Here is a 26,532-nt window from a genome sequence, read left to right on the forward strand (position 1 = left end):
TGTCTGTGCAACTTCTGTCGCGGTGGGGAAATAACCGGGTTCGGCGAGTATGATTTCGCGTATCTGTGAAACAATCTCAGATCTTTGCTTGAGCCTACCGATGATTTTCTTGCATTCGTCAAGGCAGTGTTGTGAGAAGGCGGGGTCTTTTCGAGATTGGACTAATTCAGCAATACTCTTATCAAAAAGAATTTCATTTTGATGGTGTCCGAGCTCAACCTGACAGCCGAAGTGCTCCCCATAAAGCTTGAGGTCATTCTCGTCCTTGTGCATTAGCCGAATTTTGCAAATATCGATTCTGAAGCCTAAGGATGTCTGTATTGTATTGCGGGCGGCCTCGAGGGCTCTATCCGAGAAGATTTGCAATAGTGACTCCGGCGTATCGTACTGCTCCTGAAAGGCAATCCCTAAAAGACTACCTTCATTAAACTGAGAGTGTTTGAAGTGACCGAAACTGAGCGGGTCGTAATCCAGGCCGATATGCATTGCCTCACCAGCCGTTCTCGCCGTCAGCATGGCATAGCCCAGCATACCAAAGCTCTCGATTCGATAGGTGCGGCCGATTTTTAATCCGATGTACGGATCTTGACTGATCTGTAGAATATTTTGATAAATCAAATACTCCTGTTCCAATGTCAAATATCTCTCAGAGTCATCACTTCCTTCAAGCCAGTCCAGATGAAGGCCAGTCCCTTTTATACAGCTTTGCGGAGAGAACCCCAACGCTCGCATCGCCTCGATAACCGGTTTTATGCTCTTGATATGTATGTCAATGGAGGCCGCTGAAGATTTGGCTACTGTCACTCTAGGATCTCCTGCTTGGTGAATCATGTGGCTATTCCGAAGGGATAGATAGGGTAACGAACCTGTCCGCTTTGATCAAGCCCGGCCACCTTCATCATGTTAAAAAGCTAGTGGTCGGGATACCATTTCTTAATTTCAGCCGGAAGTTTCGAGAGATCTTCGTCAATTGCCAATAGCCTGCTTTTTTATTGTAGATTGGGAAGAATAAGGGTATTTATCCTTCTATATCAGTTCTAACCAGCGTTGTTCTAGCGGTTAGTTAGGCTGTCATTGCTTGTGTAAAGACAAGTTTTGATCGTGCTAACGAAAGACCTGATTTTTGTCAGACAGAAAAAAATGAATGGAAACATTCAGAAACGTATAGATAAACTATAAAACCGGTAATTAACTATGAATGGTTCCACAGTTGACACAGTATCCACCTTCTGCCGCGTTTGCGAACCTCTTTGCGGTGTCTTGGCAACCGTGGAGAACGGCAGAATAACCAAAATTGGTCCAAATCCGGATCATCTGTCGTCCCGAGGTCATTTCTGCAAGAAAGCCTCTAAAATGGTCGATGTGACCTATGATCCCGATCGTATTTTACATCCAATGAAACGTACTGGTGAGCCCGGTGAGTTCACCCGTATTAGCTGGGAGCAGGCTTTTAACGAGATATGTACAAGCCTGAAGAACACCAAGTCGAATTTCGGCAAAGAAGCCGTAGCATTTTACCGCGGCAATCCAGCAGTGTTTTCCTCCGCCAATGCACTGGTGATGGATAGCTTCTGCAAAGCACTGGGCATAAAGTGGCGCTATGACGTCGATGCTGAGGATGGCAAAGCCGTCAAGGCTGCCCTCATTCTAATGTATGGCTCCATGGGTGGATTTACCGTACCGGATTTATGGCATACAGATTATGTACTAATCGTTGGTGCCAATCCGCTGGTATCGCATGGATCCACCATATCAGAACCGCGGGTGGCGATGGCGCTGAAAGACATTCGCAAGCGCGGTGGGCAGGTGGTTGTAATTGATCCGCGGCGCACAGAAACTGCCAAAGGTAATACCCATATCCCCATTCAGGCGGGGTCCGATGCCTACCTTATTTCGGCCTTGATTTATGAGGTCATTGAACAAGCCTGGGTGGATATAAATTTTGTCGAATCCCACACCAGTGGGTATGAGGCATTAAAGCAGGCAGTAACAGGGTGTACTCCGGAATGGGCCGAGACTCACAGCGGCATTCCAGCATCAACCATCCGCGAAATTGCTAGAGACTTTGCAACAAACAAGCGTGCCTGCATACATTACCGCTTGGGCACCTCCATTACGCGCTTCGGCACATTAACCACTTTGCTAATCAACTGCCTAATAGTCGTCACCGGTCATTTAGGCCGCGAGGGCGGCAATAAATTTGGCGCCGGGATTATTGACGCGGCTAAATTTGGCGGCAACAGTATCGGTGAAAACCCGGGACGCGCTTCCGGTCTGCCTGATGTCGGCGGCACCCTGCCGTCGCTATCAATGATCAATGACATCGAAACACCCGGCCCAGAGCAGGTAAAAACGCTATTAATGATCGCCGCTAATCCTTGCTTAACATCTACTGGTGCCGGACCAAAAATGGATGCGGCGATGCAAAAGCTGGATCTATTTGTTTCATTGGATTTATACATGAATGAAACCAACCGTTTTGCCGACTATATTCTCCCCTCAGCAGGAATGTACGAGCGCGAGGATATACCTCTACTGGGTTTTATGGAGATGCTGAGACCTACTTTGTTTGCAACCGAAGCAGTTATCCCTAAACAGGGAGAGTCACGTGAAGACTGGGAGATACTGGACGAGATTTGTCGGCGTCTGGGCCATGGTTCGACATTGCCATTCCGCCCCCTGCGGATACTAGCCAAAATGGGTTTGCGTGCAAAACCCAGACATTTAATGGACCTAATGATTCGCACCAGTTCAGTCGGTGATAAGTATGGCTTAAAGCCGGGGGGGCTGAATCTGAAAAAATTACAAACCCAATACCCCAATGGTTTTGTTCTGCACGAACAGTTACCTGATAGCGATATTGCCAAGAAATTACAGACGCCTGACAAGAAAGTCCATCTGGGAACACCAGAGCTTTGCGCCGAAATGGAACGCCTCAAAAACGATGATTTCTACTTAAATGATGAGTATCCATTACGCATGATTGGTATGCGGGAAAAGCTGACGCATAATTCCTGGATGCATAATGTCCTCTCGCCGGAGATTGCATCGTACAAGCATACTGCGCGTATTCATCCAGAGGATGCCAGGGCACGGAATATCCAGAATGGTGATATGGTGCAGATCTGCTCGCCTTATGGAAAGCTGGAAGTTGAAGCGAAATTAACCGATACAATGAATCGGGGTAATCTAGCGCTTCCCCACGGATGGGGTCATCAGGGCGGTTGGGAAAATGCTAATGCCCGTGGTGGAGTTAACTCCAATATTATTGCCAGCGACAACCCGGCTGATATGGACAAAATATCGGGCAATGCTGCGCTTAACGGTATTCCGGTACAGCTAAGCAAAGCATCCCCAACGCAGAAAGTACTTACAGATAAAAATAGCGAGGTAAACAAAAATGGCTGATTTTTCTCTTATACCCATTTCCTCGAATGCGAGATCGATGTATGTCCACAGACTTTTCCGAGTAACTTTTCTCGCGCGTTTAAAAATTGGACCGGAGTATCAGCTGGTGAATATCGCAATTTAAAGCGAGCATAAAAAAGGGCATGCAACATGCAGCCCTTAGTTTTGGTTATTTAAAACTAGAAGTTATAGTTAAACTGAACCGCTACATTACGAGGACGGTTAACAAACGCGTAATAAGAATTACCGGTTCCACTTGTCAACGTGCTCGCTAATGGCGTGTTACCACCAAAGTTTAAGATTTCTTCATCGGTTAAGTTTCTTCCGATTAAAGCAACTTCCCAAACATTATTAACCTCTGCCAGCGCTATACGTGCATTAACAACGGTAGTTGCATCTTGGCGAGTTTCCTCATCAAGTGTAGCGGCATACAAATAATCATCCATGTAATTTACGTCAGCAGCTAATTTGAGTACTAGCCCGTCAGTAATCGCCGCCTCCCAATTTGCACCAATGTTAAACTGATACTCAGGGGTATACTCTTTACGCTTACCTGACTGATCACACAATCCAGGGAAGTCTGGCGAGTTAGGCGCTTGGCCAAAAGCACACTGGGAGTTAGGAAAATCATCAAAGTTAAAGTCTAAATAGGCACCAGATGCGTTTAGCACTAAGCTTTCCGTTACAGCCCAACGACCATCTACTTCAAGGCCCTGTACCGTTGCTTCACCAGCATTGGTTACGTTAAAACCTAACACCCCGTCAAACTGAGAAGTTTGTAAATCAGTAAACTCGGTGCGGTATAAGGCGAGATTTAGTTCGGCAGCGCCGTCAGAAAGAGACATTTTTGAACCCAACTCAATGGTTTCAGCTTCTTCGCGATCAAACTCGAAACTACCAGTAATGGTGCTATCACGTCCGCCTAATAGCGCTGCAACGTTCTGTGCGTTATTAACCGAGGCATCAGGATGGCCGTTTGATCGAGTATCAAAGCCGCCAGATTTAAAGCCCTTAGTCCATGTTGCATAAAGCATCGTTTCATCGTTCATATCCCATTGGCCAGTAATAACCGGACTGAATGAGGTATCGTCAAGATCGCCCTTAATTTCTTCATAAGGCTCTATCGAGAAAAGACCGAACAGATTGTCATAGGTTCCTAGGTTGGTTACATCTAATGCCCACGGAGTGGTTGGAGCGGGAACAGCAACACCTGCTGCGGTGAAATGAACCTGCTCTCGCGAGGCTTCTTTGGTTTCATCGGTATAACGACCACCGACGGTTAAGCGCAAGTCATCATTAATATTCCATGTAACTTGCAAAAAAGCAGCCCACAGATCGCTATCATTCTCAAAATTACGTTTAGTTGCTGCACCCGGTGCAAGTGCCGCAATAGGCCCTGCCGCAGGGCTTAAACTATTAATCGCTATGGGCACAATCCCGTTTACAGGCAGATCGACAGCGTCGCTAAAATCTAACTCACTGCTTTGATAAAATAGGCCGCCGATGTAGTCAAACGTATTACCAAGTTCAGAGGTAAACCTGAACTCTTGACTAAATTGCTCATATTCTTCAACAAAGCTGGCGTTAAATACTACTGCACCAGAAAAGTCACAGTCACATAGCGCTTCTATATCGTAACCAACCATTGCCGTCGTAGACGAGATGGTTAGGCCTTCTAATGCCCACTCTATACTTAAAGTAACGTTATTAACTTCGCTTTCACTAGTATCGCCGTTGTTATCGCGTACTCGGTCTAACTTCCCGTCAACTAATGGGCGGCCTAATGTAGACTGAATACTGTTTAAAACCGTTAAGTGATCAACCGAGCCAGCTTCACCGTTATCAATACTATTAAAGACCTCACTGTTATGCCCTTCAGTATCAAAATTTGCTTGCGATACTTTCAAACTAGCGGTCACATTATCAGTTACATCCCACGCCAACGTTCCGCGAATGAATGACTCCTCTTCAATTTGCTCATCTCTATCCAGTGTCGTGTTTTTAAAATAACCCTCTTGCTGTCGATCCATTATCGATAGACGACCGCGTAAGCCATCTGTTAATGGCCCCGACAATACTAAGCGCAGATCTTCTTCCTCCGCATCAGGTTCATACAATGCGGTAAACGAGCCTTCAAATTCATCAGTTGGTTTTGCCGATATCATGCTAACGGCTCCAGCAATACTATTCTTACCAAACAAAATACTTTGAGTACCGCGCAATACTTCCACGCGCTGTAAATCAAACAATGGCACCCGGGCTAATTGGTCACGGCCATAAAATACACCGTCGTTATACATACCAACCGATTGTTCAAACCCTGGGTTAAGCCCTGAAGAAATACCACGTATTGTAATGGTGTTTGAAACACCCGTTTCATTAATAGAGAAGTTGGGCACGTAAGCAGACAGACTTTCTAAATCTACAATACCGGCATTAGATATTTTCTGTGCTGAAATAACCGAAACTGAGACGGGTACGTCTTGCAGTGACTGGGCACGTTGTTGTGCTGTAACGATAATTTCTTCTAACATTTGTGCTGACGTTGTAGCACTAGCACCTGCCGCGAAAATTGCCACTGCTAGTTTTGTGTAAGTAAAACGATTGGTTTTCTTCATAGTGAATCCCAAAGTTATTATAATTAATTGGCTCTTATTGCCGGCCAACGTTGTTGCCTACGTAGATCATTCGGGATCATTACCGGATGTTCAGAAATGGTATCCGGATCACAAGCTTGTTAACATGATGAAAGTGGCTTGACTTGATCAAAGCGGACTGTTTTGATGCCATTATTCTTTCGCGTATCTGTGAAACAAACTCAGATCTTTGCCTGAGCCTACCGATGATTTTCTTGCATTCGTCAATGCAGTGTTGTGAGAAGGCGGTGTCTTTTCGAGGTTGGACTAATTCAGTAATACTCTTATCAAAAAGAATTTCATTTTGATGGTGTCCGAGCTCAACCGGAAAGCGAAGTGCTCCTCATAAAGCTTGAGGTCATTCTCGTCCTTGTGCATTAGCCGAATTTTGCAAATATCGAATCTGAAGCCACAGGATGTCTGCAATCCCGTGAGGGCGCCTTCGAGGGCTCTATCCGAGAAGATTTGCAATAGTGACTCCGGCGTATCGTACTGCTCCTGAAAGGCAATCCCTAAAAGACTACCTTCATTAAACACAGAGTGTTTGAAGTGACCGAATATGAGCGGATCGTAATCCTGGCAGATAAGCATTGCCTCACCAACCGTTCTCGCCGTCAGCATGGCATAGCCAAGCATGCCAAGGCTCTCGACTCGATGCCTATTTCGATCAGTTACTCTCACAGAACAAATAGGGGGTCAGGTTGATGACCCCCATATAAAAAAGGGCGCCGAAGCGCCCTGAAGTATTAGCCGTTAATCCTAGAACTTGTAGCTAAGCTGTACGGCATAGTTACGGGGACGGTTGACGAAGGCATAGTAAGAGTTGCCGCCGCCTTGAGTCAGGATGCCGGCTAGAGGTGTATTACCACCGTAGTTCAGCACGGTTTCATCGCTGAGGTTGCGTCCCAGAAGCGCGACTTCCCAGGTGTCATTGACACTTGCCAGAGCAATGCGGCCATTCCAGATAGCAGAGCTATCCTGCTTGGTGTTGGGATCCAGGACGGCAGAATACAGATAAGAATCCATATAGTTAACATCCAGCCCTGCCCGCAGCTCCAGGTTGCCAATGGGGCGGCGCCAATCAGCGCTCAGAGTGGCGGTTATTTCAGGGGTGTACTCTTTGCGCTTGCCGGTCGCATCGCACAGCCCGGGGAAGTCGGGTGAGTCTGGTGCTTGCCCGAACGCACACTGCGAGTTGGGAAAAGAGTCATAATTGAAGTCCAGGTAGGCGATGCCACCGCTCAAAGTCAGCGAATCGGTTGCCGCCCAGCGGCCGTCAAGCTCTACACCCTGTGCCGTCGCTTCACCGGCGTTGGTTACGTTAAAGCCCAACGTGCCGTCAAACTGGGACACCTGTAGGTCAGTGTACTCAGTGTAGTAAAGTGCCGCATTCAGTTCGGCCCTGCCGCCGGCAAAGCGCATTTTGGCGCCCAGTTCGGCGCTGTTTGCTTCTTCTTCATCAAACTCAAAAGTACCCACCAGATCCTGGCCTGTGATCGCGTTGACCGCGTTCATCACCGCGGGATCCGGGTGTGCGTTGGAGCGTGCGTCGAATCCGCCGGATTTGAAGCCCTTGGTCCAGGTGGCATACAGCATGGTGTCATCCGTTGCATCCCACTGCGCGGTTACTACCGGGGTGAAGGCAGTTTCATCCAGGTCACCTTTAACTTCCTCATAGGGTTCGATACCGAAGGCCCCAAACATAAAGTTGTAGAGGGTTGGAATGGACTCGCCATTGGGTTCGGGGGGAAGGAAAGTGCTGCCAAAATTAGAGCCAGACAGGTGCTGCTGGTCTTTGGAGGCGTCCTTGGATTCATCGGTATAGCGACCGCCAACCGTCAGGCGCCAGGCATCGTTAATGTTCCAGGTCACCTGTGCAAACACAGCCCAAAGGTCTGAGTCCTGTTCAAAGTTACGCTTAGACGCGGAAAGGTTTGCCAGCGGCGCCAGGGCCGGGGAGAGGCCTCCTAGAACCTGGGTCAGAATCGTGTCATCCACCAGATTGACACTGTCGCTGAAATACAGTTCGGAGGTTTGGTAAAACACGCCAGCGATATAATCAATGGTCTCGCCACCGAGAGATGTCAGACGTAGCTCCTGGCTGAACTGGCTATAGTCTGAGTCAACGTCAGAATCAACGACCAGGGCAGCGGTAAAATCACAGTCGCAGATTTCTTCGTATTCATAACCGACGAAACCGGTGATCGAGGTAACGGTGAAGGGCTCAAGCGTCCAGTCCATTCGTAAGGCGGCGTTGTCGACAGTATTGTCGCTGAGGTCGCCGTTGTTATCACGTTTGTAATCCAGCTCGCCGCCCACTGCGGGGCGCCCCAAAGCAGTTTGAATACCGTTTAGAACCGTTAGGTGGTCGGGGCTGCCAATGCTGTTGAAAACATCAACGTTACGGCCATCCACATCGAATGTGGCCCTGGAGACTTTCAGGTTGGCAACAAAATTGTCTGTAGCTTGCCATTGCAGAGCGCCGCGAATGAAGGTCTCTTCTTCCCCCTGTTCATCACGGTCCAGATAGGTGTTCTCCATGTAGCCGTCCATTTCGCGGTACAGGAAAGCCAGACGACCACTCAGGTTCTCTGTTATGGGGCCAGAGATGGTTCCACGGATATCCTTTTCATCCGCATCGGGCTCGTACAGGCCGCGTATGGAGGCTTCGAACTCATCGGTGGGCTTTGCAGAGATCATGCTGACCGCACCGGCGATGCTGTTCTTACCAAACAGGATGCCCTGAGGTCCACGCAGGACTTCCACCCGTTCAAGGTCCATCATAGGCACGCGGGCTAACTGATCACGGCCGTAGTAGATGCCGTCGTTATACATGCCCACGGATAGTTCAAAGCCCGGGTTAACACCCGAAGATATACCCCGGATGGTTACGGTGGTGGAGATCCCGGTTTCGTTAATGGTGAAGTTGGGTACATAAGCCGAGAGGTTTTCCATATCCGTAATGCCGAAATCGGTCATTTTGTCGCTGGACACGGCAGCTACTGAGATAGGTACGTCCTGCAGGCTTTCAACCCGCTTCTGGGCGGTTACCAGCACTTCTTCGAGCTTTTGGGCATTGGCTGTGCCAGCCAGGGCCATGGTGGCGGCAAAGACGCCTGTGAAAATACGCTTGCGAGCGCCTCGGTGTTTTGGGTGAGTCATTTGTAGCTCCCTGATAGTTTATATTCCGCAGCGGTCTGCTTCTAGGGCAAGATATTAGGCATTGTTGCCTACGTAGATCATTCGAGATCATTACCGGACGTTCAGAAACAGTATCCCGATCACAAGCTTGTTAACATGATGAAGACGGCCTGACTTGATCAAAGCGGACAGTTTTGATGCCATTTATGTCGAAGAGGAGGGAAGATATACCCGGTGCATTATCGATTGTTAAGGCGATAGTCTTTTGGCGAAATCGATTCCCAGGTCTTGAAGGCGTTAGAAAATGCGGATGCCTCACTAAACCCGAGCATCCCAGCGATCTGTTCGATGGGCAGGTTGAATTTTAGGTAATCTTTGGCAATCTCTGATCTTATTTCGTTGAGAATGGCTTGGTAATTGGTGCCGTCATTAGACAATTTTCGGCGTAGTGTTCTGGTAGTGCACTCCAGTGTCTGTGCAACTTCTGTCGCGGTGGGGAAATAACCGGGTTCGGCGAGTATGATTTCGCGTATCTGTGAAACAATCTCAGATCTTTGCTTGAGCCTACCGATGATTTTCTTGCATTCGTCAAGGCAGTGTAGTGAGAAGGCGGGGTCTTTTCGAGGTTGGACTAATTCAGTAATACTCTTATCAAAAAGAATTTCATTTTGATGGTGTCCGAACTCAACCGGACAGCCGAAGTGCTCCTCATAAAGCTTGAGGTCACTCTCGTCCTTGTGCATTAGCCGAATTTTGCAAATATCGACTCTGAAGCCATAGGATGTCCCGCTTAGTGAATCATGTGGTTATTCCGAAGGGAGGGAAATAGTAACGAACTTGTCCGCTTTGATCAACTTCGGCCACCTTCATCATGTTAACAAGCTAGTGATCGGGATACTATTTCTCAACGTTAGCAGTGTGTTTCGAGAGATATTCGTCAATTGCAAATAGCCTGCTTTTTTATTCTAGATTGGGAAAAAGAAGGGCATTTATCCTTCCTGTACTCCTAATATGCGTTTTATCCACCTGTTTTATTGGAAAGAAGCCTATGTCTATCCCAGCTCAGTTAGAAAATAAATCGGCCTCCGACAAACCCGAGGCGATTCATATTTTGGAAGTATGGAGTTTAGCGAATATGGAGCTTAGCTATGTCTTTAGATTTTGATAGTGCACGCTTACACAACCGTCTTTTAACGGCAGACCATGAATCATGGCGTACTCAACTACGCAAGTTCTTGGATAAGGAAGTTGCCCCTAACCTTGATGACTGGGATGAAAATGGAAAGATCCCTGATGAGATGTGGGCTAAAGCGGCAGACATTGGCTTGCTTCAACTGGGATACCCAGAACAATACGGTGGTGTTTCAGAAGGTATTGATCAGCACTATATAAATATTGTGGGCGAAGAGTTAGCGCGTATTGGTTCTGCGGGTGGGATTAGTAGTACCTTGCTGGTCCACGGTATTGGCTTGCCGCCTGTGATTAATTTTGCGAGTGATGACATTAAGGAAGAGGTGGTGCCTGCGGTACTGTCTGGTGAGAAAAGGATCTCGTTAGGCATTACAGAACCCTCGGGCGGTTCAGATGTAGCTAACATTCAAACCACTGCAAAGGCTGAAGGCGACTTCTATATTGTGAATGGCAGTAAAACGTTTATATCGGGTGGTATGGGGGCTAACTGGGTCAGCACGGCGGTCAGAACGGGTGAAGCAGGGCCTAAGGGTGTTTCTATGTTGCTTATTCCGATGGACCTTGCCGGTGTATCTCGAACGCCTTTAGATAAAAAACAAGGTTGGTGGTGTTCAGATACGGCTACTTTGTATTTCGATAATGTGAAGGTGCCTAAGAAATATTTAATTGGTGAAGAAGGGCATGGCTTTCTTGTCATTATGCATAACTTTAATAGTGAGCGATTGGCTATGATAACTGCTATGGAAGCTGCTGCGCGTTGTTGTTTGGAAGAAGCAGTAACATGGGCGCAAGAGAGAAAGACCTTTGGAAAGCGTTTAGCTGATCATCAGGTGATTCGACATAAAGTGGCCTTGATGAAACAAAAAATAAATGCCACACAAGCTTACCTGTTACACCTTACCGAGGCATTTATCGAGGGCCGTTGTCACCCTGGTGATTTAGCCATGCTGAAAGTGCAAGCGAGTGAAACCATGGAATTTTGTGCGCGTGAGGCGAGTCAGATTCTCGGTGGAGCAAGTTATTTACGTGGAAGTAAAGTTGAACGTATTTATAGGGAAGTGCGCGTCAATGCGATTGGTGGTGGCTCTGAAGAAATTATGCGTGACTTGGCTGCAAGTCAATACAAACTTTAGGCGCTAGGCAATACAAACTCCAGTTGCAAGACAATATAGATTATAAGCCGCTAGGCTGTACAAATGTCTCCAGACAGCGTCTTCATATCCCTATATTTGAATAGGCCGAACACCGAGACCACTGCAGAGACCTGGGTCAATCGGTTAGTTAGGCTGTCATTGCTTGTGTAAAGACAAGTTTTGATCGTACTAACGAAAGACCTGCTTTTTGTCAGACAGAAAAACAATGAATGGAAACATACAGAAACACATAGATAAACTATAAAACCGGTAATTAACTATGAATGGTTCCACAGTTGACTTAGATGACTTTCGCCAACGTATTATTTAAAGCGCCTACTTGCAATCGATGCGATTTTTGGAAATACAGATTATCATCTGCGAGTTGTAGGTGCTGGGCAATAGGACTTTTTAATTACAGCGGCAGGATGGTTTGAGAGTTGTGAGGTGAATATAGATTGGGATCAGCTGACAATGGCACTAACGTAAGCAATATTTACACGGTCTCTATCCCGCTGGTTAGAGGGCGTAGCCAAATCACGGGAATGTATATAAAAGGTAGTTATCCTAGTCAATTAGAAGAACAAGGCCTAACTCGATGGCCCAAACTCAGGAAAAAGCATGCAAGCTAAAAAAATAGACATACCGGAAAAAGCCCAGATTGTGATTGTTGGCGGCGGCATCATTGGTTGCAGCCTTGCTTACCACCTGACTAAATTCGGCTGTAAAGATGTCGTCGTTCTAGAGCGGGAACAACTCACCTCAGGCACAACATGGCATGCAGCTGGGCTTGTTGTCTCAGGCCTTCTCAGCGACGAAACCAGCACAGATATCTTCACCTATGGTCGCGACCTATATAGCCGCTTAGAAGAAGAAACAGGCCTTGCTACCGGTTTTAAATCAGTAGGTTACTTACAAGTCGCCTGTAATGAAGAAAGACTCGAAGAAATGCGCCGTTCCGCCGCCTTTATGCGTACCCGAGGCATAAATTGTAATGAAATTACTGTCGATGAAGTTCGCGAGCACTGGCCTAAAGCTAAGCTTGATGATGTCATCGCTGGCTTTTTTACCCCAGAGGATGGCCGAGCTAACCCTGTTGACCTAACCATGTCTCTCGCCAAAGGTGCTAGAAATCAGGGCGCACGTATTATTGAAGGCGTTAGCGTTACTGGTGTTCATAAAGAACAGGGTCGCGTAACGGGCGTATCAACTGACCAGGGTGATATTGAAGCGCCGTTTGTTGTTAACTGCGCAGGTATGTGGGCCCGCCAGTTTGGTGAAATGGCTGGCGTAAACCTGCCGCTACAGGCAGCAGAACACTATTATTTGATCACAGATGATATGGAAGGTATGCACCGAGACCTCCCTATTCTCGAAGACCCTGATAGCTATGCCTATTACCGAGAAGAAGTCGGCGGCCTAATGATCGGCCTTTTTGAGCCTGTCGCCAAAGCGTGGAATGTTGATCACATTCCTGAAAACTTCTCCTTTGGCGAGATTGATCCAGACATGGATAGAATGATGCCTTTCCTTGAAAAGGCTTATGAACGGGTTCCTGAAGCCATTGAGCTGGGCATTCGTAAGTTTTTCTGTGGACCAGAGAGTTTTACCCCTGATCTGGCCCCTCTGGTAGGCGAAGCCTCCGAACTGGAAAACTACTTTGTTGCCTGCGGCCTCAACTCACTCGGCATACTCTCTGCCGGTGGTATTGGTCGCCTGCTAGCACGCTGGATTATTGATGGCCGCCCAGACTGGGATGTCAGTGGTATAAATGTTAATCGCTTCCACAACTGCCAGAGAAACCCCAAGTACCGAGAAGATCGCTTGGTTGAAGTATTGGGTAAGATGTATGAACCCCACTTCCCCAACCTTGGCATGAGCAAAGCCAGAAATGTAAAGCAGTCTGTACTGCACGAGCGCCTATTAAAAGCGGGTGCCCATTTCAACGAAAGCGCAGGTTGGGAAATTGCTGATTGGTACGCCACTGACGGCAAACCCGGTGTTGTTGAGCGTTATAGCTGGGGCAGACAAAATTGGTTTGCCGATCATGAGGCCGAGCACCATGCCGCACGCAACGATGTCGTGCTGATGGATATGTCGTTTATGAGCAAGTTTCTTGTTCAGGGCAATGATGCCTGTAAGGTGCTCAATCAAATTTGCTGTAATGAGATTGATGTAGAAGACGGTCGCATTGTCTATACGCAGTGGACTAATGAGGCTGGTGGACTCGAAGCCGATTTGACCGTCACACGATTAGCTCGAAACGAGTATATGGTTATCGCATCAGATACCACTCACGGCCACGTGAAAATGTGGATGGATCGCAATATTCCTAAAGACAGCCATGCGTTTGTCACGGATGTCACATCAAGCTATACACAGTTAAACATTCACGGGCCGAAGTCACGAGAGCTATTAAAGACTCTTACCAGTGTCGATGTAAGCAATGAAGCTTTCCCATATCTAAGCAGCCAATACATAGATGTAGACTATGCCAGGGTGCTGGCTATTCGTGTCACTTATGTCGGTGAGCTAGGCTGGGAGTTTTATATTCCCTCTGAACATGCCATTCAGGTTTACGATCGTGTTGTTGAAGCCGGTAAAGCCTTCAACCTCACCCATGCAGGCCTGCAAACACTCAATAGCTTGCGCTTAGAAAAGGGCTACAGAGATTACGGCCATGATATTGATAACTGCGACACACCACTTGAAGCAGGCCTTGGCTTCGCGGTAAAACTGGATAAGCCCGACGGATTTATAGGCCGCGATGCACTCGCCGCCCAAAAAGCTGAAGGTGGTTTCAAACGCCGCTTATTACAATTCAAATTGGAAGACGCGGAGCCTCTGCTCTACCATGCTGAAGTGATTTATCACAACGGCGAATTTGCGGGTTATATTCGCGCTGGAGCCTATGGCTTTACAGTAGGTGCTGCAGTGGGTCTTGGATTTGTAGAATCCGACGACATTATCACCGCCGATAATGTGAATAATGATCTGTGGGAAATCGAGATTGGCAATAAGCGATACAAGGCCCTAGCCTCACTTCGTCCATTGTTTGATCCAACAATGGAAAGAATCAAATGCTAGCCCAAGCAATCAGTGAAGCTAAATCTATTAATAAGAAGGCATAGACAATTGTGACAAACACGACTGAATATATATTAAAAGCCACCTGCCCAGCCGCCTGCGGAATCGTCGCTGGTGTCAGCGGCTTTCTCGCCGAAAGAGGCTGCTACATTTCTGAGCTCAGCCATTTCGATGACAGACAAAATGCGAATTTATTTATGCGCAGCCGTTTTCATATCGACAATGGCGATGCGACACAAGAGAGCATCCAGGAAGAGTTTCAAGCTATTTCCGATAAGTTTTCTATGGATTGGCAAATAATTCCTGCCAGCCAAACCGTTCGTACATTGATTATGGTTAGCCAGTACGATCACTGCTTAGACGATTTACTCTATCGCCTTCGCAAAGGCGAACTCAATATAGAAATTACTGCTGTTGTATCCAATCACCAAGGCTTGCGCCCCATGGTAGAGCGAGAAGGCATTCGCTTTATTCACTTACCCGTGACTAAAGATACAAAGCCTCAGCAGGAAGCAAGGCTGCTGGAAATCATTGAAGAGACAAACAGTGAACTCACCATTCTTGCCCGCTATATGCAAATTTTGTCAGACGAGCTATGTACTGAGCTGTCAGGGAAAGTAATCAATATTCATCACTCATTCCTACCGGGTTTTAAAGGTGCCAAGCCTTATCACCAAGCATTTGATCGCGGCGTAAAACTTATTGGAGCAACCGCTCATTACGTAACAGGTGATCTTGATGAAGGGCCTATTCTTAGCCAGTCTGTACAGGATGTTGACCACACTTATACACCTGAGATGCTTGTCGCCGTTGGCCGAGATACAGAAACCCAAGCGCTGGCTACTGCAGTAAAACTCCACACAGAACATCGAACATTTCTCGATGGCAACAAAACAATTATTTTCAAGTAAGGGGGCAGAAGTAATGGCAACAATTATTGATGGAAAAGCACTCGCAGCCCTTGTTGTAGAAGAAGTAGCCAAGGACGTAGCGTCCTTCGAAAAGCAATACAATATCAAGCCAGGGCTTGCCGTAGTATTGGTAGGTGAAGATCCCGCTAGTCAAGTTTATGTTCGCAATAAAGTACTGCGAGCGAATGAATCAGGCCTAAATTCTATTGAGAGAAAGCTACCTGCTGATGTAGACCAAGCGACCCTGAATAAGGTTGTTGATGAATTAAACCAAGACCCAGCAGTTCACGGTATTTTGGTTCAGCTGCCCTTACCCGAGCATCTGGATGAAGAGTATATTATCAACGCCATTGCTCCAGAAAAAGACGTCGACGGCTTTCACCCCGTTAATGTTGGCCGATTAAACTCTGGGCAAGAAACGCTAACACCCTGCACACCACTGGGATGTTTGATCATGCTGCAAAGAGAGCTGGGTGATTTGACGGGCAAAAATGCCGTTATAATCGGCCGTTCCAACATTGTTGGTAAGCCCATGGCCGCTCTACTTCTTCAGCAGAGTTGTACCGTTACCATCGTTCACTCAAGAACTCGTGATATTGAAGAAATCGTCAAACAGGCTGATATCGTTGTCGCCGCAGTAGGCCGCTCCGAAATGGTTAAGTCCCATTGGATAAAGCCAGGCGCCGCTGTTATTGATGTAGGTATCAATGCCATAGAAGTGGATGGTAAAAGAAAGCTGGTAGGCGACGTAGACTTTGCCGATGTAGAGCCTGTAGCCGGTGCCATTACTCCCGTACCCGGTGGTGTTGGCCCTATGACCATTGCTTGCTTGATGAAAAATACCTTAACGGCAGCAACGCAGCAGTTAAGAAAATAAACATCTAGGTAAGCTCAGAATGCGTTCACCCCGGATCGCTGGTTGGAGCAGGGCGATAGCGTGCATTTTGGCAACGAAACACTGGAATTCAGGCACTGCTCTAGGTACACACCGGGACTATGCTCCCTTCATCTCAGTTATAGAGGAAAGCATGTCACAACATAAAAAAGCGCTGGGCATGGTCGACATGACCCTGTTTACGGTCTCTGCCATCTTGTTTCTCGATACCCTTGCCGGTTCTGCCAGTATGGGTGCTGCTGCGCTGACGTTTTGGTTGGCTTTTTCCGTTCTCTTCTTTCTACCCTTTGGGCTGATTACCTCTGAAATGGGTACAGCCTATCCGGAGCAGGGCGGCATCTATGCCTGGGTGCGTGACGCGCTTGGCAAGCGTTGGGGGACCCGCGTGACCTGGTTGTACTGGATCAATCTGCCGATCTGGTCCGCCTCGATATTTGTGATGTTCACTTCAATTCTTTCGCAATTGTTCTGGCCTGATCTGGAGCTGGGTGGCCAGCTGGTGCTGGCAATACTATTTAATTGGGCGATTATTGGCTTGACCTGCATGCCCTTGAAATATGGCAAATGGATTCCTAATGCTGGCGCGCTGGTCAAAATGGTTGCTTTCGGGGCATTGATAATTGCCGGCGTTCTTCATGCGCTGGACCCGGCCAAGCCGCTGGCCAATGACTTCTCTGTGCAGGCTTTTATCCCAGAATGGGGCTCAGGCGTGCAGTACATCGCCATCGTTATATGGGGCATGGTGGGCTTTGAACTGATGAGTGCCGCCAGCGACGAAATGGAAAATCCGGTGCGTGATATTCCCCGGGCCACGTTATTCTCCGGGCTGATTATTATCTTCGGTAATGTACTGGGTATCTTTGCGGTACTGGCAGTGATTCCTGCTGAGGACATCAATATGGTCGAGGGATTGGTGGACACCTTCCTGGCGCTGTTTGGTGATAGTGGAATGGGTCGGACACTGGCGATAGCGATGAGTGTCTGCTTTATGTTTTCGTTGTTGTCGAATGCGGTCACCTGGTCATTGGGTGCCAACCGCACAATTGCAAAGTCTGCCCAGGACGGAGAGATGCCGGCATTTCTGGGTTACGAACATCCCAAGTACGGCACACCAGTAGGTGCCGGCATTGTCGTTGGCGTGCTGGTAACCCTGTTGCTCGGGTTTTATGGTCTGGTGGCAACCTCTAACGAAGAGCTGTTCTGGCTGCTGTTTGCGGCGCAGGGCGTGATCTTTATGACACCTTACATGGGGGCAATCGTTGCCTTTATGCACGCACGTATTAATGACCCGGACAGAGAAAGGCCGTTCCGGATACCTGGGGGCAAGCCTGTTGCCTGGCTGGTTACCGTACTCTGCTTTTCCTGTATCTGTATGAGTGTGTTGCTCTTCATGTACGTGCCAGGTGAGGGCTTCGACTGGCCGGTGGTTATCGGCGGTGTAACAGCCCTCGCACTGGGAGAAATTACGCTGCGTTACAGTGAGATCAAGCGCTCTCGCAGGGATTGAATCAGGCGGCCATTCGAAATGCCGGTCTCAGGATTATCGGTAATCCCGGGCCCATCGCAAAATATCGAAAATGGTTTACACAATTTTATGCTTAGTCGTTTTGAGTGCTTAAAACATAGTGGGTTATTATGCCTTTAATACATCGTATCGATCATCCGCATGTTGATGGAGTGCGTGTTGGAGCCGCAGACCGTAAAGGCAACTGGCGTTTAACGAGCACATGTATTGTCTATCGCATCGGTGATGCCTGTATAGATACAGGGCCTTCGAATGAGTGGCGATTGGTTGAGGCGTTTCTTAAGGAGCGCAAGGTCAAGCAAGCGTTGGTTACCCACTATCATGAGGATCACAGCGGTAACGGTGGTCACATTCACGATGCCTTTAATGCCAACGTCTTGTGTCATGAAAACAGCCATAGCCGGTTAAAGAACGGTTTTGCGATAGAGATGGTGCGCAAGCTTACTTTTGGCCAAGTGTCTCTAGTGTCAACAGAACATTTTCCAGACCGAATCGCCGTAGGCGACGGAATCGAGTTACAGCCTATGCACTTTCCTGGGCACTCAGATGATATGACTTGCTTCTACGAGCCAGAAAGAGGCTGGCTGTTCTCAGGTGATTTGTATATTGCCAGTCAAATCAAGTACATGACGAGAGAAGAAAACGTCAGTCAGATGATTCATAGCTTACGCGCGGCGATGCAGCTGGACTTTCAAGAGTTGTTCTGTGCCCACCGTGGAATCCTTAGTGACGGACCAGCCGCCTTAGCAAAAAAACTCGATTTCATTGTTTCGTTGCGAGAAGAGGTTCGTTATTGGCGCGATAAGGGTTTGTCTGTGCGAGCGATAACGCGACAGCTGATTGGCAAGGAAGATATAACAGCCTTAGTTAGCGGCTTCAGTATGTCGAAGCGCAATGTAATTACGGCTTGTTTGCGTAGCTTGGAGGAGGAAGAAGAGGCGTAATCAACGGCAACCTAAATAGAGCGGTGGCTTTATATTCTGTAGGCGGCCCATCGATAAATCTCCTTTATGCTTTAGGATAGAAACGGCAACGAACTTGTCCGCTTTGATCAAGTTCGGCCACCTTCATCATGTTAATGAGCTAGTGGTCGGGGTACTGTTTGTTAATCTTGGCCAGGTGTTTCGAGAGATCTTCGTTGTTAACCCTAAGCACCGGTTGGCGGGAAAATTGAAAATGTTGTTATGAGAAAGGGCGTAGCCAAATCGCGAGAATGTATATAAAACAGGCTTTTAAGATACTCTTTCATCATGAGAATAAACGCTATGACTCAATTAAAACTGAATTTACAGAGCATGTTGGTATCGTTTTTCCTACTATTTTTGGCCCAATGTAGCCTGTTCTAATCCTGAATTAGTTGTTGCTGTTTCTGAGGCAGGGGGAATGGAGATTATTCAACCTAACCGTAGAAAATTAAGAAGGGTAAATTATGATTAATACAGTTTTCAAAGATGGAATTTTCGAAGGTAAGGTAGCATTGGTTTCTGGTGGTGGTACAGGTATTGGTTTACGTATCGCTAAAGAGCTTTTACATCTGGGTGCTAGTGTTGCAATTGCCGGGCGTAAAGAAGAAAAACTGGCGGTAGCCATGGAAACGTTAGCGGAGTACGGTGATCGCGCTTTAAGTCTCATGTGTAATATCCGTGAAGAAGATCAAGTGAATGCGTGTATTGATACTGTTGTAGAAAAATATGGCAAGCTTGATTTTCTTGTGAATAATGCCGGTGGACAATTCGCATCACCCGCTGAATCGATAAAAGCGAAAGGATGGCGTGCGGTAATTGATACTAATCTAACAGGTACTTTTTTAATGTCGCAAGCGGCATTTAATAAAAGCATGAATACAAATGGTGGCGCTATTGTCAATATCATCGCTAATATGTGGAATGGTTTTCCTGTTTTGGCGCATACCGGCGCTGCTAGAGCCGGTGTTGATAATTTGACAAAATCCTTGGCCGTTGAATGGGGTGCACGTGGTGTAAGAATTAACTCTGTTGCACTGGGTGCTATCCATTCTTCAGGTTTGGATAATTATGACCCTGAGTCTCAGAAAACCTTTCTAGAAATGACAAAGAAAAATAAACCCTACCGTTTTGGTACTGAAGCAGAAGCGTCGGCAGCTGTGACCTTCTTGCTTTCACCTGCGGCGATGTTTATTACCGGTGAAACACTCAAAGTGGATGGTGGAGCGCCTTTAGATTCACCGCTGTTTCCGAATGTGGATCATGGCAAGATGCCAGCGTTTGATGATAAATAACGTTTAAGTCACAGGTGAAGCGGCTGAAGAAAATGCCCAAATCGGCCTGCCCGAAATGGATTTAGGCGTGGTTCCTGGCTGGGGCGGCAGTGCCCGCTTATCTAAATGCGTCGGCAGTCACTATGCGCTGAAATGATTTTACGGGCCAAAAAAATATCGGGGCCAGAGGCTTATCGTATTGGCCTTGTGCATGAGGTATGGCCAATAAACGCGAATTAAAAACCCCGCGCCATTACTTTGGCCCACCAATTAGCCAAACAACGCTCTCATAAAAAGGAGCAAACCATGATGGTGGAAGTGGAAATCTATGCGCAACTAGGTTAGTGCGGTAGCGATGGTTTCGACGCAAGACTAACAGCTGCGCAATACCAAATATTAAATCGGGAGAAGTAAAATGGCGGATGTTAGCGACACGATTCCAACGGGCTTCAGCCCGAAGTAGATGCGGCCATCAGTTGGTTTAATTCTCAGTAAGTTGACAATTTTTAAGTAACCGGCATTGTAGAGGCGCAGCAATCGCTGGATTCCTCAGGGCCGAAAAAATTAATGCTCGCATAAAAACTTTTGTGAATTTTTTAACGGGGTTTTAAACCCTGCCTAAGTACAGCTCATCGTTTGAGGTGGTGTAGGTGCCCGGGTACACATAGGGCAGGGGTTTGATTAACTGGCCCGAGTATAAATACTCTGCGGCTACTAAGTCATCACTTAAAATAACCCCTTCACTTTTACACTGTTGATATGGATTTTGATGGAGGCTGCTGAAGATTTAGTTGCTGTCAATCTTGGGTGTCCTGCTTAGTGAATCATGTGGTTATTCCGAAGGGATAGAAAGGGTAACGAACGTGTCCGCTTTGATCAAGTCGGGCCGCCTTCATCATGTTAATAAGCTAGTGGTCGGGGTACTGTTCGGTAACCTTGGCCAGGTGTTTCGAGAGATCTTAGTTGTTAACTCTAAGCGCCGGTTGGCGGGAACATTGAAAGTTGTTATGCGAAAGGGCGTAGCCAAATCACGGGAATGTATATAAAAGGTAGTTAACATGAGTCTTTGTAATAAAACGCCCATTATCGTAGGCGTAGGTCAAGTTACAGAACAGGTTCCTGCGGATTTGACGTCCTGCTCTTCACATGCCGATTTAGCCGCCCAAGCATCCAGTCGGGCAATGAGCGATGCCTTGAATGACTCCCTAGCCGAGCATATCGATACCATCGCCTGTGTACGAACATTTGCCGATTCGGGTCCATTCCAGACATGCCCCTTTGGTGGGTCTAACAATTTCCCCCGCTCTGTGGGCAATCGGATTGGCGCCAACCCAAGCTCGGCCGTGTACGAGGTTGCTGGTGGGCAGTCTCCACAGAAACTGGTTGGAGAGTTTTTCGAGAAGTTAAACGCGGGTGAGTGTGACATGGTGTTGCTCGCTGGCGGCGAGGCGATGGCGAATATCAAAGTCGCATCAAAGCACAAGGTGCAGCTTGATTGGCGTGAAGAGGTTGCGGGGCAATTGGAGGATCGAGGAACATTTGACGGCAGCCACATGGTTACTCGTATGGAGTTTGAACTTAATTTGATGCAGCCGGTTCAATTCTACGGATTGATGGAGCAAGCACGCCGGGGCGAGAAGGACCTGGATGCAGATGCTTATAACCAGAAGATGGCCAATTGTTTTTCCAAACTGTCACGTGTGGCGGCTGACAATCCCTACGCCATGAATACCAAGAGTTATGAGGCGGAAGAACTGATTACCGTTACGGACAACAACAAGATGGTGTGCTCACCCTACCCAAAAAACCTGGTCGCCAAAGATGGCGTTAACCAGGGGGCAGCACTACTGTTGACTACCGTTGGTAAAGCGAAAGAACTGGGGATCGCAGAAGAAAAGTGGACCTATTTGCATGGCTATGCCGACACCAAAGAACGTGTAATGCTGAAACGCGAAAAAATTGGACGTTCCCGAGCCATGGAGTTCGCGCTTAAAGACGCGTTGGAAGCGGCGGGCAAAACAAGTGCCGATATCGAACACTTCGATTTATACAGCTGTTTCCCTATTGTGGTCGCGGAGGCCTGTGAGGTCATGGGCATTGAAGAAAATGATCCCAGACCACTCACCCAAACGGGAGGCCTAGCCTACTTCGGCGGCCCGGGAAATAATTACACTATGCACGGCATTGCATCGCTGGTTGAGACTTTGAGAAAAGATCCTGGCAGCTTTGGCATGGCATCTGGCAACGGTGGCTGGATGTCTAAACACTCTGTTGGAGTCTATTCAACCGCTGCGCCGCAAGACGGCTGGGCATCGTGTGACAGTGGCAAGTTACAGCGGGCTGTAGACGCAATCCCTGAAGTCGAAGTGGAACACAACCCTCATGGCGAGGCGGTTCTCGAAGCCTATATCATAAACTACTTCAAGGGTAATCCGCTCAACAGCGTCATCATTGGTCGGCTAAAAGGCAGTAATAGGCGCTTTTATGCCACCAACCCTTTTCTCGATTCCGATACGCTGCAGCAAACTTTGAAGGGCGATTGTCTGGGGCGGACGATCTTTGTTGAGGCGGACCCAAAAGGCAACCGATACGCCTACAGTGAACCGCGACTGCTGGAGTTCTCGCCGAAGCAGGTAGAGGAATTTCAGGACAGCTATGAATTTTGCAAAGTGGCAAGAAACGGCCACATATTAACGGTCACTATCAATAGACCCGAGACAAGAAATGCACTGCATCCGCCTGCCAACCAGGAGTTGGAAAATGTCTTCAATGCCTTCGAAAAAGACAAGGATCTTTGGGTCGCTATTATAACGGGAGAAGGAGATGCCTCCTTCTCCGCGGGTAATGACTTGAAGTATATGGCCTTAGGCGGGGAAATGTGGGTCCCTAAAACAGGCTTTGCAGGTATTACATCCCGCACCGATCGAACCAAGCCCATTATTGCCGCAGTAAATGGCGTAGCGCTGGGTGGTGGGCTGGAGATCGCCATGGCTGCTGACATTATCGTGGCGGTTGAGCATGCCCGTTTTGGTTTACCTGAAGTGAAGGTGGGCCTTTTTGCGGGAGCGGGTGGTGTGCAACGGTTAACCCGGCAGATCGGACGCAAGAAAGCGGTTGAAATGATTATTACGGGCGAGCCCATTACTCCGCAAGAGGCTTTGGATGCAGGCCTGATCAACTATGTGGTACCAGCTGATCAGCTTATGAAGCAGGCTGAGGCGATTGCATTAAAGATCACAGAGGCATCTCCGATGGCGGTCTCCAGCAGCCTTCAACTTCTTAACGAAAGTTCTCGTTTTGCCGGTGAGGATGACGCGGTCACCTTTTCTCATACGGTGTTCGATAATCTTCTCAATAGTGACGACTTCTTTGAGGGCTCGACGGCCTTTGCGCAGAAGCGTAAGCCTCGCTGGATCGGAAAATAGGAAATTTATTGTGAGCTATTTATTACCACTTCAACAGTTTTCTCAACGAGTGAAACTGAATCCTGATCAACCCTATTTGCATCAGCCTGTCGACAGTCTATGGAATACCTATTCCTTTAAAGACGTTGATACCATGGCAAGAAAGATTGCCTCAGGCCTGTTGGATCAAGGCTACCAAAAGGGTGATCGAATCGCCATTCTGGCGAAAAACTGTGCTGAGTGGATCGTGGCAGATCTGGCAATCATGATGGCCGGAATGATCAGTGTACCCATTTACACGACGGCCAGTGTGGATACGATTAAACACGTTATCAGTCACAGTGGCGCAACAGCCATCTTCATGGGTAAGCTTGACGAGACCCGAGCGGCGGAGGAGGCTTGTCGGGACCTGAAGAAGATTGCCTTTCCCTATCCAACGGTTGAGTCCGAGTTTAACTGGAATCATTGGCTGGAAAACTATACTCCACTTATGAAGATTGATAACCCTGCCAGTGATAACACTTTAACGATTGTCTATACATCAGGCAGCACCGGAGACCCTAAAGGTGTTGTGCTTACACACGGCCACCTTGCCGTCGGAGTTAAGGGAGCCGATGACTTCTACTGTGCCCCACACAACCGCGTGCTCTCCTATCTGCCCATGGCACATATAGCAGAGCGAGCTTTGGTGATCATGGGGTCAATATACAATTCCGTGGAAATTTTCTTTAATGAAAGTCTGAATACCTTTGTGCAAGATCTACACCATGCACAGGTCACCATTTTCTTTGCGGTTCCAAGAATATGGACAAAGTTACAGTTCCAGGTGTTGGCAACCCAAAAAGATGCTGATCTACAGCCGTTATTGGTATCGAATCAGGGCGCTATGATTGCAGCACAAATCCGTGAAAAACTCGGGTTCAAACACTGTAAGGTATTTGCATCTGGCGCCGCACCCATTGCACCGAGTCTTCTGGAATGGTATGGCCGAATTGGCATAGATATCTCCGAGGGATATGGGATGACTGAGACCGGAGGACTGGTATGTAGCAATACGCCATTTTCTAAAGAGCGGCTGGGAGGTATTGGCATACCGGTCAAAGGTCTTGAAGTGAAACTCTCTGACCAAGGAGAGATTCTTGTTCGTGGAGCCTCTGTGTTTAATGAGTATTATAAAAATCCAAAAGCGACTCAAGAAACCTTTGATCAGGGCTGGTTAAAAACCGGGGATCGAGGGGTTGTGGATGAAAATGAAGGCTGGAGAATCACTGGCAGGTTTAAGGAACAATTCAAAACCGCTAAAGGTAAATATGTTGCTCCTGTGCCGATTGAATTACTGGTGTCAGAAAATACCTTTATTGAGCAGGTTTGTGTAACGGGCTCTGGGATGCCTCAACCCGTGGCGCTTGTGGTTTTGAATGTAGAGAATGGCCATAAAAACCAGGAAGTTGTCGATAGTCTTAATGGCTCCCTCGATAAGTTGAATGGCGAGCTCGAATCGCACGAAAGATTGGCAGCATTGTTTGTCATTGAAAGCCCCTGGACGATCGAAAATGAACTGCTGACGGCAACAATGAAACTAAAAAGACACAATATCGAGAGACAATATCGGGAAGTGTTGATGTCGACAAATCCAAGTGGGGTCGTCTGGGAGGCTGATATCTAACTGGCAAGCTGATTTATTAGGCAGAATAAATGTGGCATGCATAGCCGTCTTTAAATTAAAACCGATAATCCTTTTAGGACGTTATTATGATTTTTTTACTTCAAACCTCATTTTATAAATTATTAATGCTGGCGACGGGGATGTTGCTAAAAATAGTGCCGCTGCCTAAGCCGACGATTTATTGTGGCCCAGGTTCATCGTTGCAATTGTGTGGCAATGTGATTCAGTTTGGTTACAAGCATGTCCTGATTGTGACCGATGCAATACTGCATGAAATGGGTTTGCTGGATGCGGTTAAAGCCAAGTTTGAAACCGCTGGCGTCCGGGTGACGGTTTATGACGGTGTCGAGCCAAATCCCACCTTTGCGCAAGTTCATGCCGGCTTGAAACTGGCGAAAGAAAACAGCTGTGATGCTATCTTCACGTTTGGTGGAGGCTCACCCATTGATACTGCCAAAGTTATCTCAATTGCCGCTACCAACACGAAAACTCCGGAACAGCTGGTGGGTTTCTTCAAGGCAAAAAATCCAGGCTTACCCCTGTTTGCTGTGCCAACAACAGCAGGAACCGGCTCCGAAGTCTCTTTGGGTGCGGTTATTTCCGACCCTGTTACGCATAAAAAAGGTTTCGTTGCTGAACCTAAAACTGTACCGATTGCAGCGGCCCTCGATCCCAGTGTTATGCTGGGGCTGCCTGCGCCGATCACCGCGGCTACGGGGGTGGATGCTTTAACTCACGCCGTAGAGGCCTATATTTCTACGCTCGCCTCCGACGAGTCGGATGCTTACGCAATCGCCTCGGTTAAAATGATTTTTGAAAACTTGAGAGAAGCCTACAGCAATGGCAGCAACATTGAGGCCCGTGAGAGCATGGCGCTGGCTTCCTGTTACGCGTCTTTAGCCCTCAATAAAGCCCTGTTAGGTTATGTTCACGGTATCGCTCATCAGTTTGGCGGCTACTATAACACCCCTCACGGTCTCGCAAATGCCATCGTGTTGCCTCATGTTCTCGATTACAGTCAGGATGCCTGTATAGACCGATTATCGGAGTTGGCCGTGGCTGTGGAGCTGGGGCGCGACACAGAGTCTAAGTCGGTACTGGCGCAAAAATTTGTTGATGCTGTGCGCCAACTCAATAGTGATTTAAATATTCCAAGTACGCTGGATGCTCTTATTGAGTCAGATATTCCTGGGATTGCGAAAGCCGCGCTCAAGGAGTCTCACTACAGCTATCCCGTTCCCAAGTATATGAACCAGGCACAGTGTGAGGCTTTGGTTGGAAAGATGGTCAGTTAAGTTT

The 26,532-nt window shown here is 47.7% G+C and carries 16 protein-coding genes; 11 read left to right on the forward strand and 5 right to left on the reverse strand.

The genetic code is table 11. From position 1 onward, the window contains the following. The coding region (locus EYC87_RS05020) for an AraC family transcriptional regulator ligand-binding domain-containing protein (RefSeq protein WP_279251907.1) at window positions 1–804 on the reverse strand (804 nt) is incomplete at its 3' end. A gap of 390 nt (window positions 805–1,194) precedes the next feature. Here EYC87_RS05020 and EYC87_RS05025 point away from each other — a divergent pair. Beyond that, window positions 1,195–3,408, forward strand: a complete 2,214-nt coding sequence (locus tag EYC87_RS05025; protein WP_279251908.1) for a molybdopterin-containing oxidoreductase family protein — start codon at window positions 1,195–1,197, stop codon at window positions 3,406–3,408. A gap of 179 nt (window positions 3,409–3,587) precedes the next feature. On the opposite strand, the gene EYC87_RS05030 is transcribed toward EYC87_RS05025, so the two are convergent. The 4 genes from EYC87_RS05030 to EYC87_RS05045 form a co-directional block, all read right to left on the reverse strand. Further along, window positions 3,588–6,026, reverse strand: a complete 2,439-nt coding sequence (locus EYC87_RS05030; RefSeq protein ID WP_279251909.1) for a TonB-dependent receptor — start codon at window positions 6,024–6,026, stop codon at window positions 3,588–3,590. Between the two features lie 285 nt (window positions 6,027–6,311). Beyond that, on the reverse strand, window positions 6,312–6,725 hold the full coding sequence (locus EYC87_RS05035) for an AraC family transcriptional regulator ligand-binding domain-containing protein (RefSeq protein WP_279251910.1): 414 nt from the start codon (window positions 6,723–6,725) through the stop codon (window positions 6,312–6,314). A 78-nt stretch (window positions 6,726–6,803) separates the two neighbouring features. After that, window positions 6,804–9,206, reverse strand: a complete 2,403-nt coding sequence (locus EYC87_RS05040) for a TonB-dependent receptor (protein ID WP_279251911.1) — start codon at window positions 9,204–9,206, stop codon at window positions 6,804–6,806. 218 nt (window positions 9,207–9,424) lie between these two features. Next, the gene (locus tag EYC87_RS05045) at window positions 9,425–9,928 is read right to left on the reverse strand and encodes a helix-turn-helix domain-containing protein (protein ID WP_279251912.1); all 504 of its coding nucleotides are present in this window, start codon (window positions 9,926–9,928) and stop codon (window positions 9,425–9,427) included. 405 nt (window positions 9,929–10,333) lie between these two features. On the opposite strand from EYC87_RS05045, the gene EYC87_RS05050 reads away from it, so the two are divergent. The 10 genes from EYC87_RS05050 (at window position 10,334) to EYC87_RS05095 (ending at window position 26,528) form a co-directional block, all read left to right on the forward strand. After that, window positions 10,334–11,509, forward strand: a complete 1,176-nt coding sequence (locus EYC87_RS05050; protein WP_279251913.1) for an acyl-CoA dehydrogenase family protein — start codon at window positions 10,334–10,336, stop codon at window positions 11,507–11,509. A 621-nt stretch (window positions 11,510–12,130) separates the two neighbouring features. Further along, the gene (locus EYC87_RS05055; RefSeq protein WP_279251914.1) at window positions 12,131–14,596 is read left to right on the forward strand and encodes a GcvT family protein; all 2,466 of its coding nucleotides are present in this window, start codon (window positions 12,131–12,133) and stop codon (window positions 14,594–14,596) included. A 50-nt stretch (window positions 14,597–14,646) separates the two neighbouring features. Further along, the gene (purU, locus tag EYC87_RS05060) at window positions 14,647–15,507 is read left to right on the forward strand and encodes a formyltetrahydrofolate deformylase (protein ID WP_279251915.1); all 861 of its coding nucleotides are present in this window, start codon (window positions 14,647–14,649) and stop codon (window positions 15,505–15,507) included. Then, window positions 15,479–16,384, forward strand: coding sequence for a bifunctional methylenetetrahydrofolate dehydrogenase/methenyltetrahydrofolate cyclohydrolase FolD (gene folD, locus EYC87_RS05065; RefSeq protein ID WP_279251916.1), 906 nt, complete (start codon window positions 15,479–15,481; stop codon window positions 16,382–16,384). Before purU ends, folD begins: the two co-directional genes overlap by 29 nt. Before the next feature lie 151 nt (window positions 16,385–16,535). Continuing rightward, window positions 16,536–17,909, forward strand: a complete 1,374-nt coding sequence (locus EYC87_RS05070; RefSeq protein WP_279251917.1) for an APC family permease — start codon at window positions 16,536–16,538, stop codon at window positions 17,907–17,909. A 128-nt stretch (window positions 17,910–18,037) separates the two neighbouring features. Continuing rightward, window positions 18,038–18,871, forward strand: coding sequence for an MBL fold metallo-hydrolase (locus EYC87_RS05075; RefSeq protein ID WP_279251918.1), 834 nt, complete (start codon window positions 18,038–18,040; stop codon window positions 18,869–18,871). A 485-nt stretch (window positions 18,872–19,356) separates the two neighbouring features. Beyond that, window positions 19,357–20,184, forward strand: a complete 828-nt coding sequence (locus EYC87_RS05080; protein WP_279251919.1) for an SDR family oxidoreductase — start codon at window positions 19,357–19,359, stop codon at window positions 20,182–20,184. A gap of 1,037 nt (window positions 20,185–21,221) precedes the next feature. Then, window positions 21,222–23,588, forward strand: a complete 2,367-nt coding sequence (locus EYC87_RS05085) for an enoyl-CoA hydratase-related protein (protein WP_279251920.1) — start codon at window positions 21,222–21,224, stop codon at window positions 23,586–23,588. Between the two features lie 10 nt (window positions 23,589–23,598). After that, window positions 23,599–25,233 carry an AMP-binding protein gene (locus tag EYC87_RS05090; protein WP_279251921.1) on the forward strand — a complete coding sequence of 545 codons (1,635 nt, stop codon included), beginning with the start codon at window positions 23,599–23,601 and terminating at the stop codon, window positions 25,231–25,233. Between the two features lie 86 nt (window positions 25,234–25,319). Continuing rightward, complete coding sequence (locus EYC87_RS05095; protein ID WP_279251922.1) at window positions 25,320–26,528, forward strand: iron-containing alcohol dehydrogenase; 1,209 nt, start codon at window positions 25,320–25,322, stop codon at window positions 26,526–26,528. The last annotated feature ends 4 nt before the right edge of the window (window positions 26,529–26,532 follow it).

This window comes from Candidatus Seongchinamella marina (assembly GCF_026262685.1).
GTDB classification, from domain to species: Bacteria; Pseudomonadota; Gammaproteobacteria; order Pseudomonadales; family Halieaceae; genus Halioglobus; species Halioglobus marinus.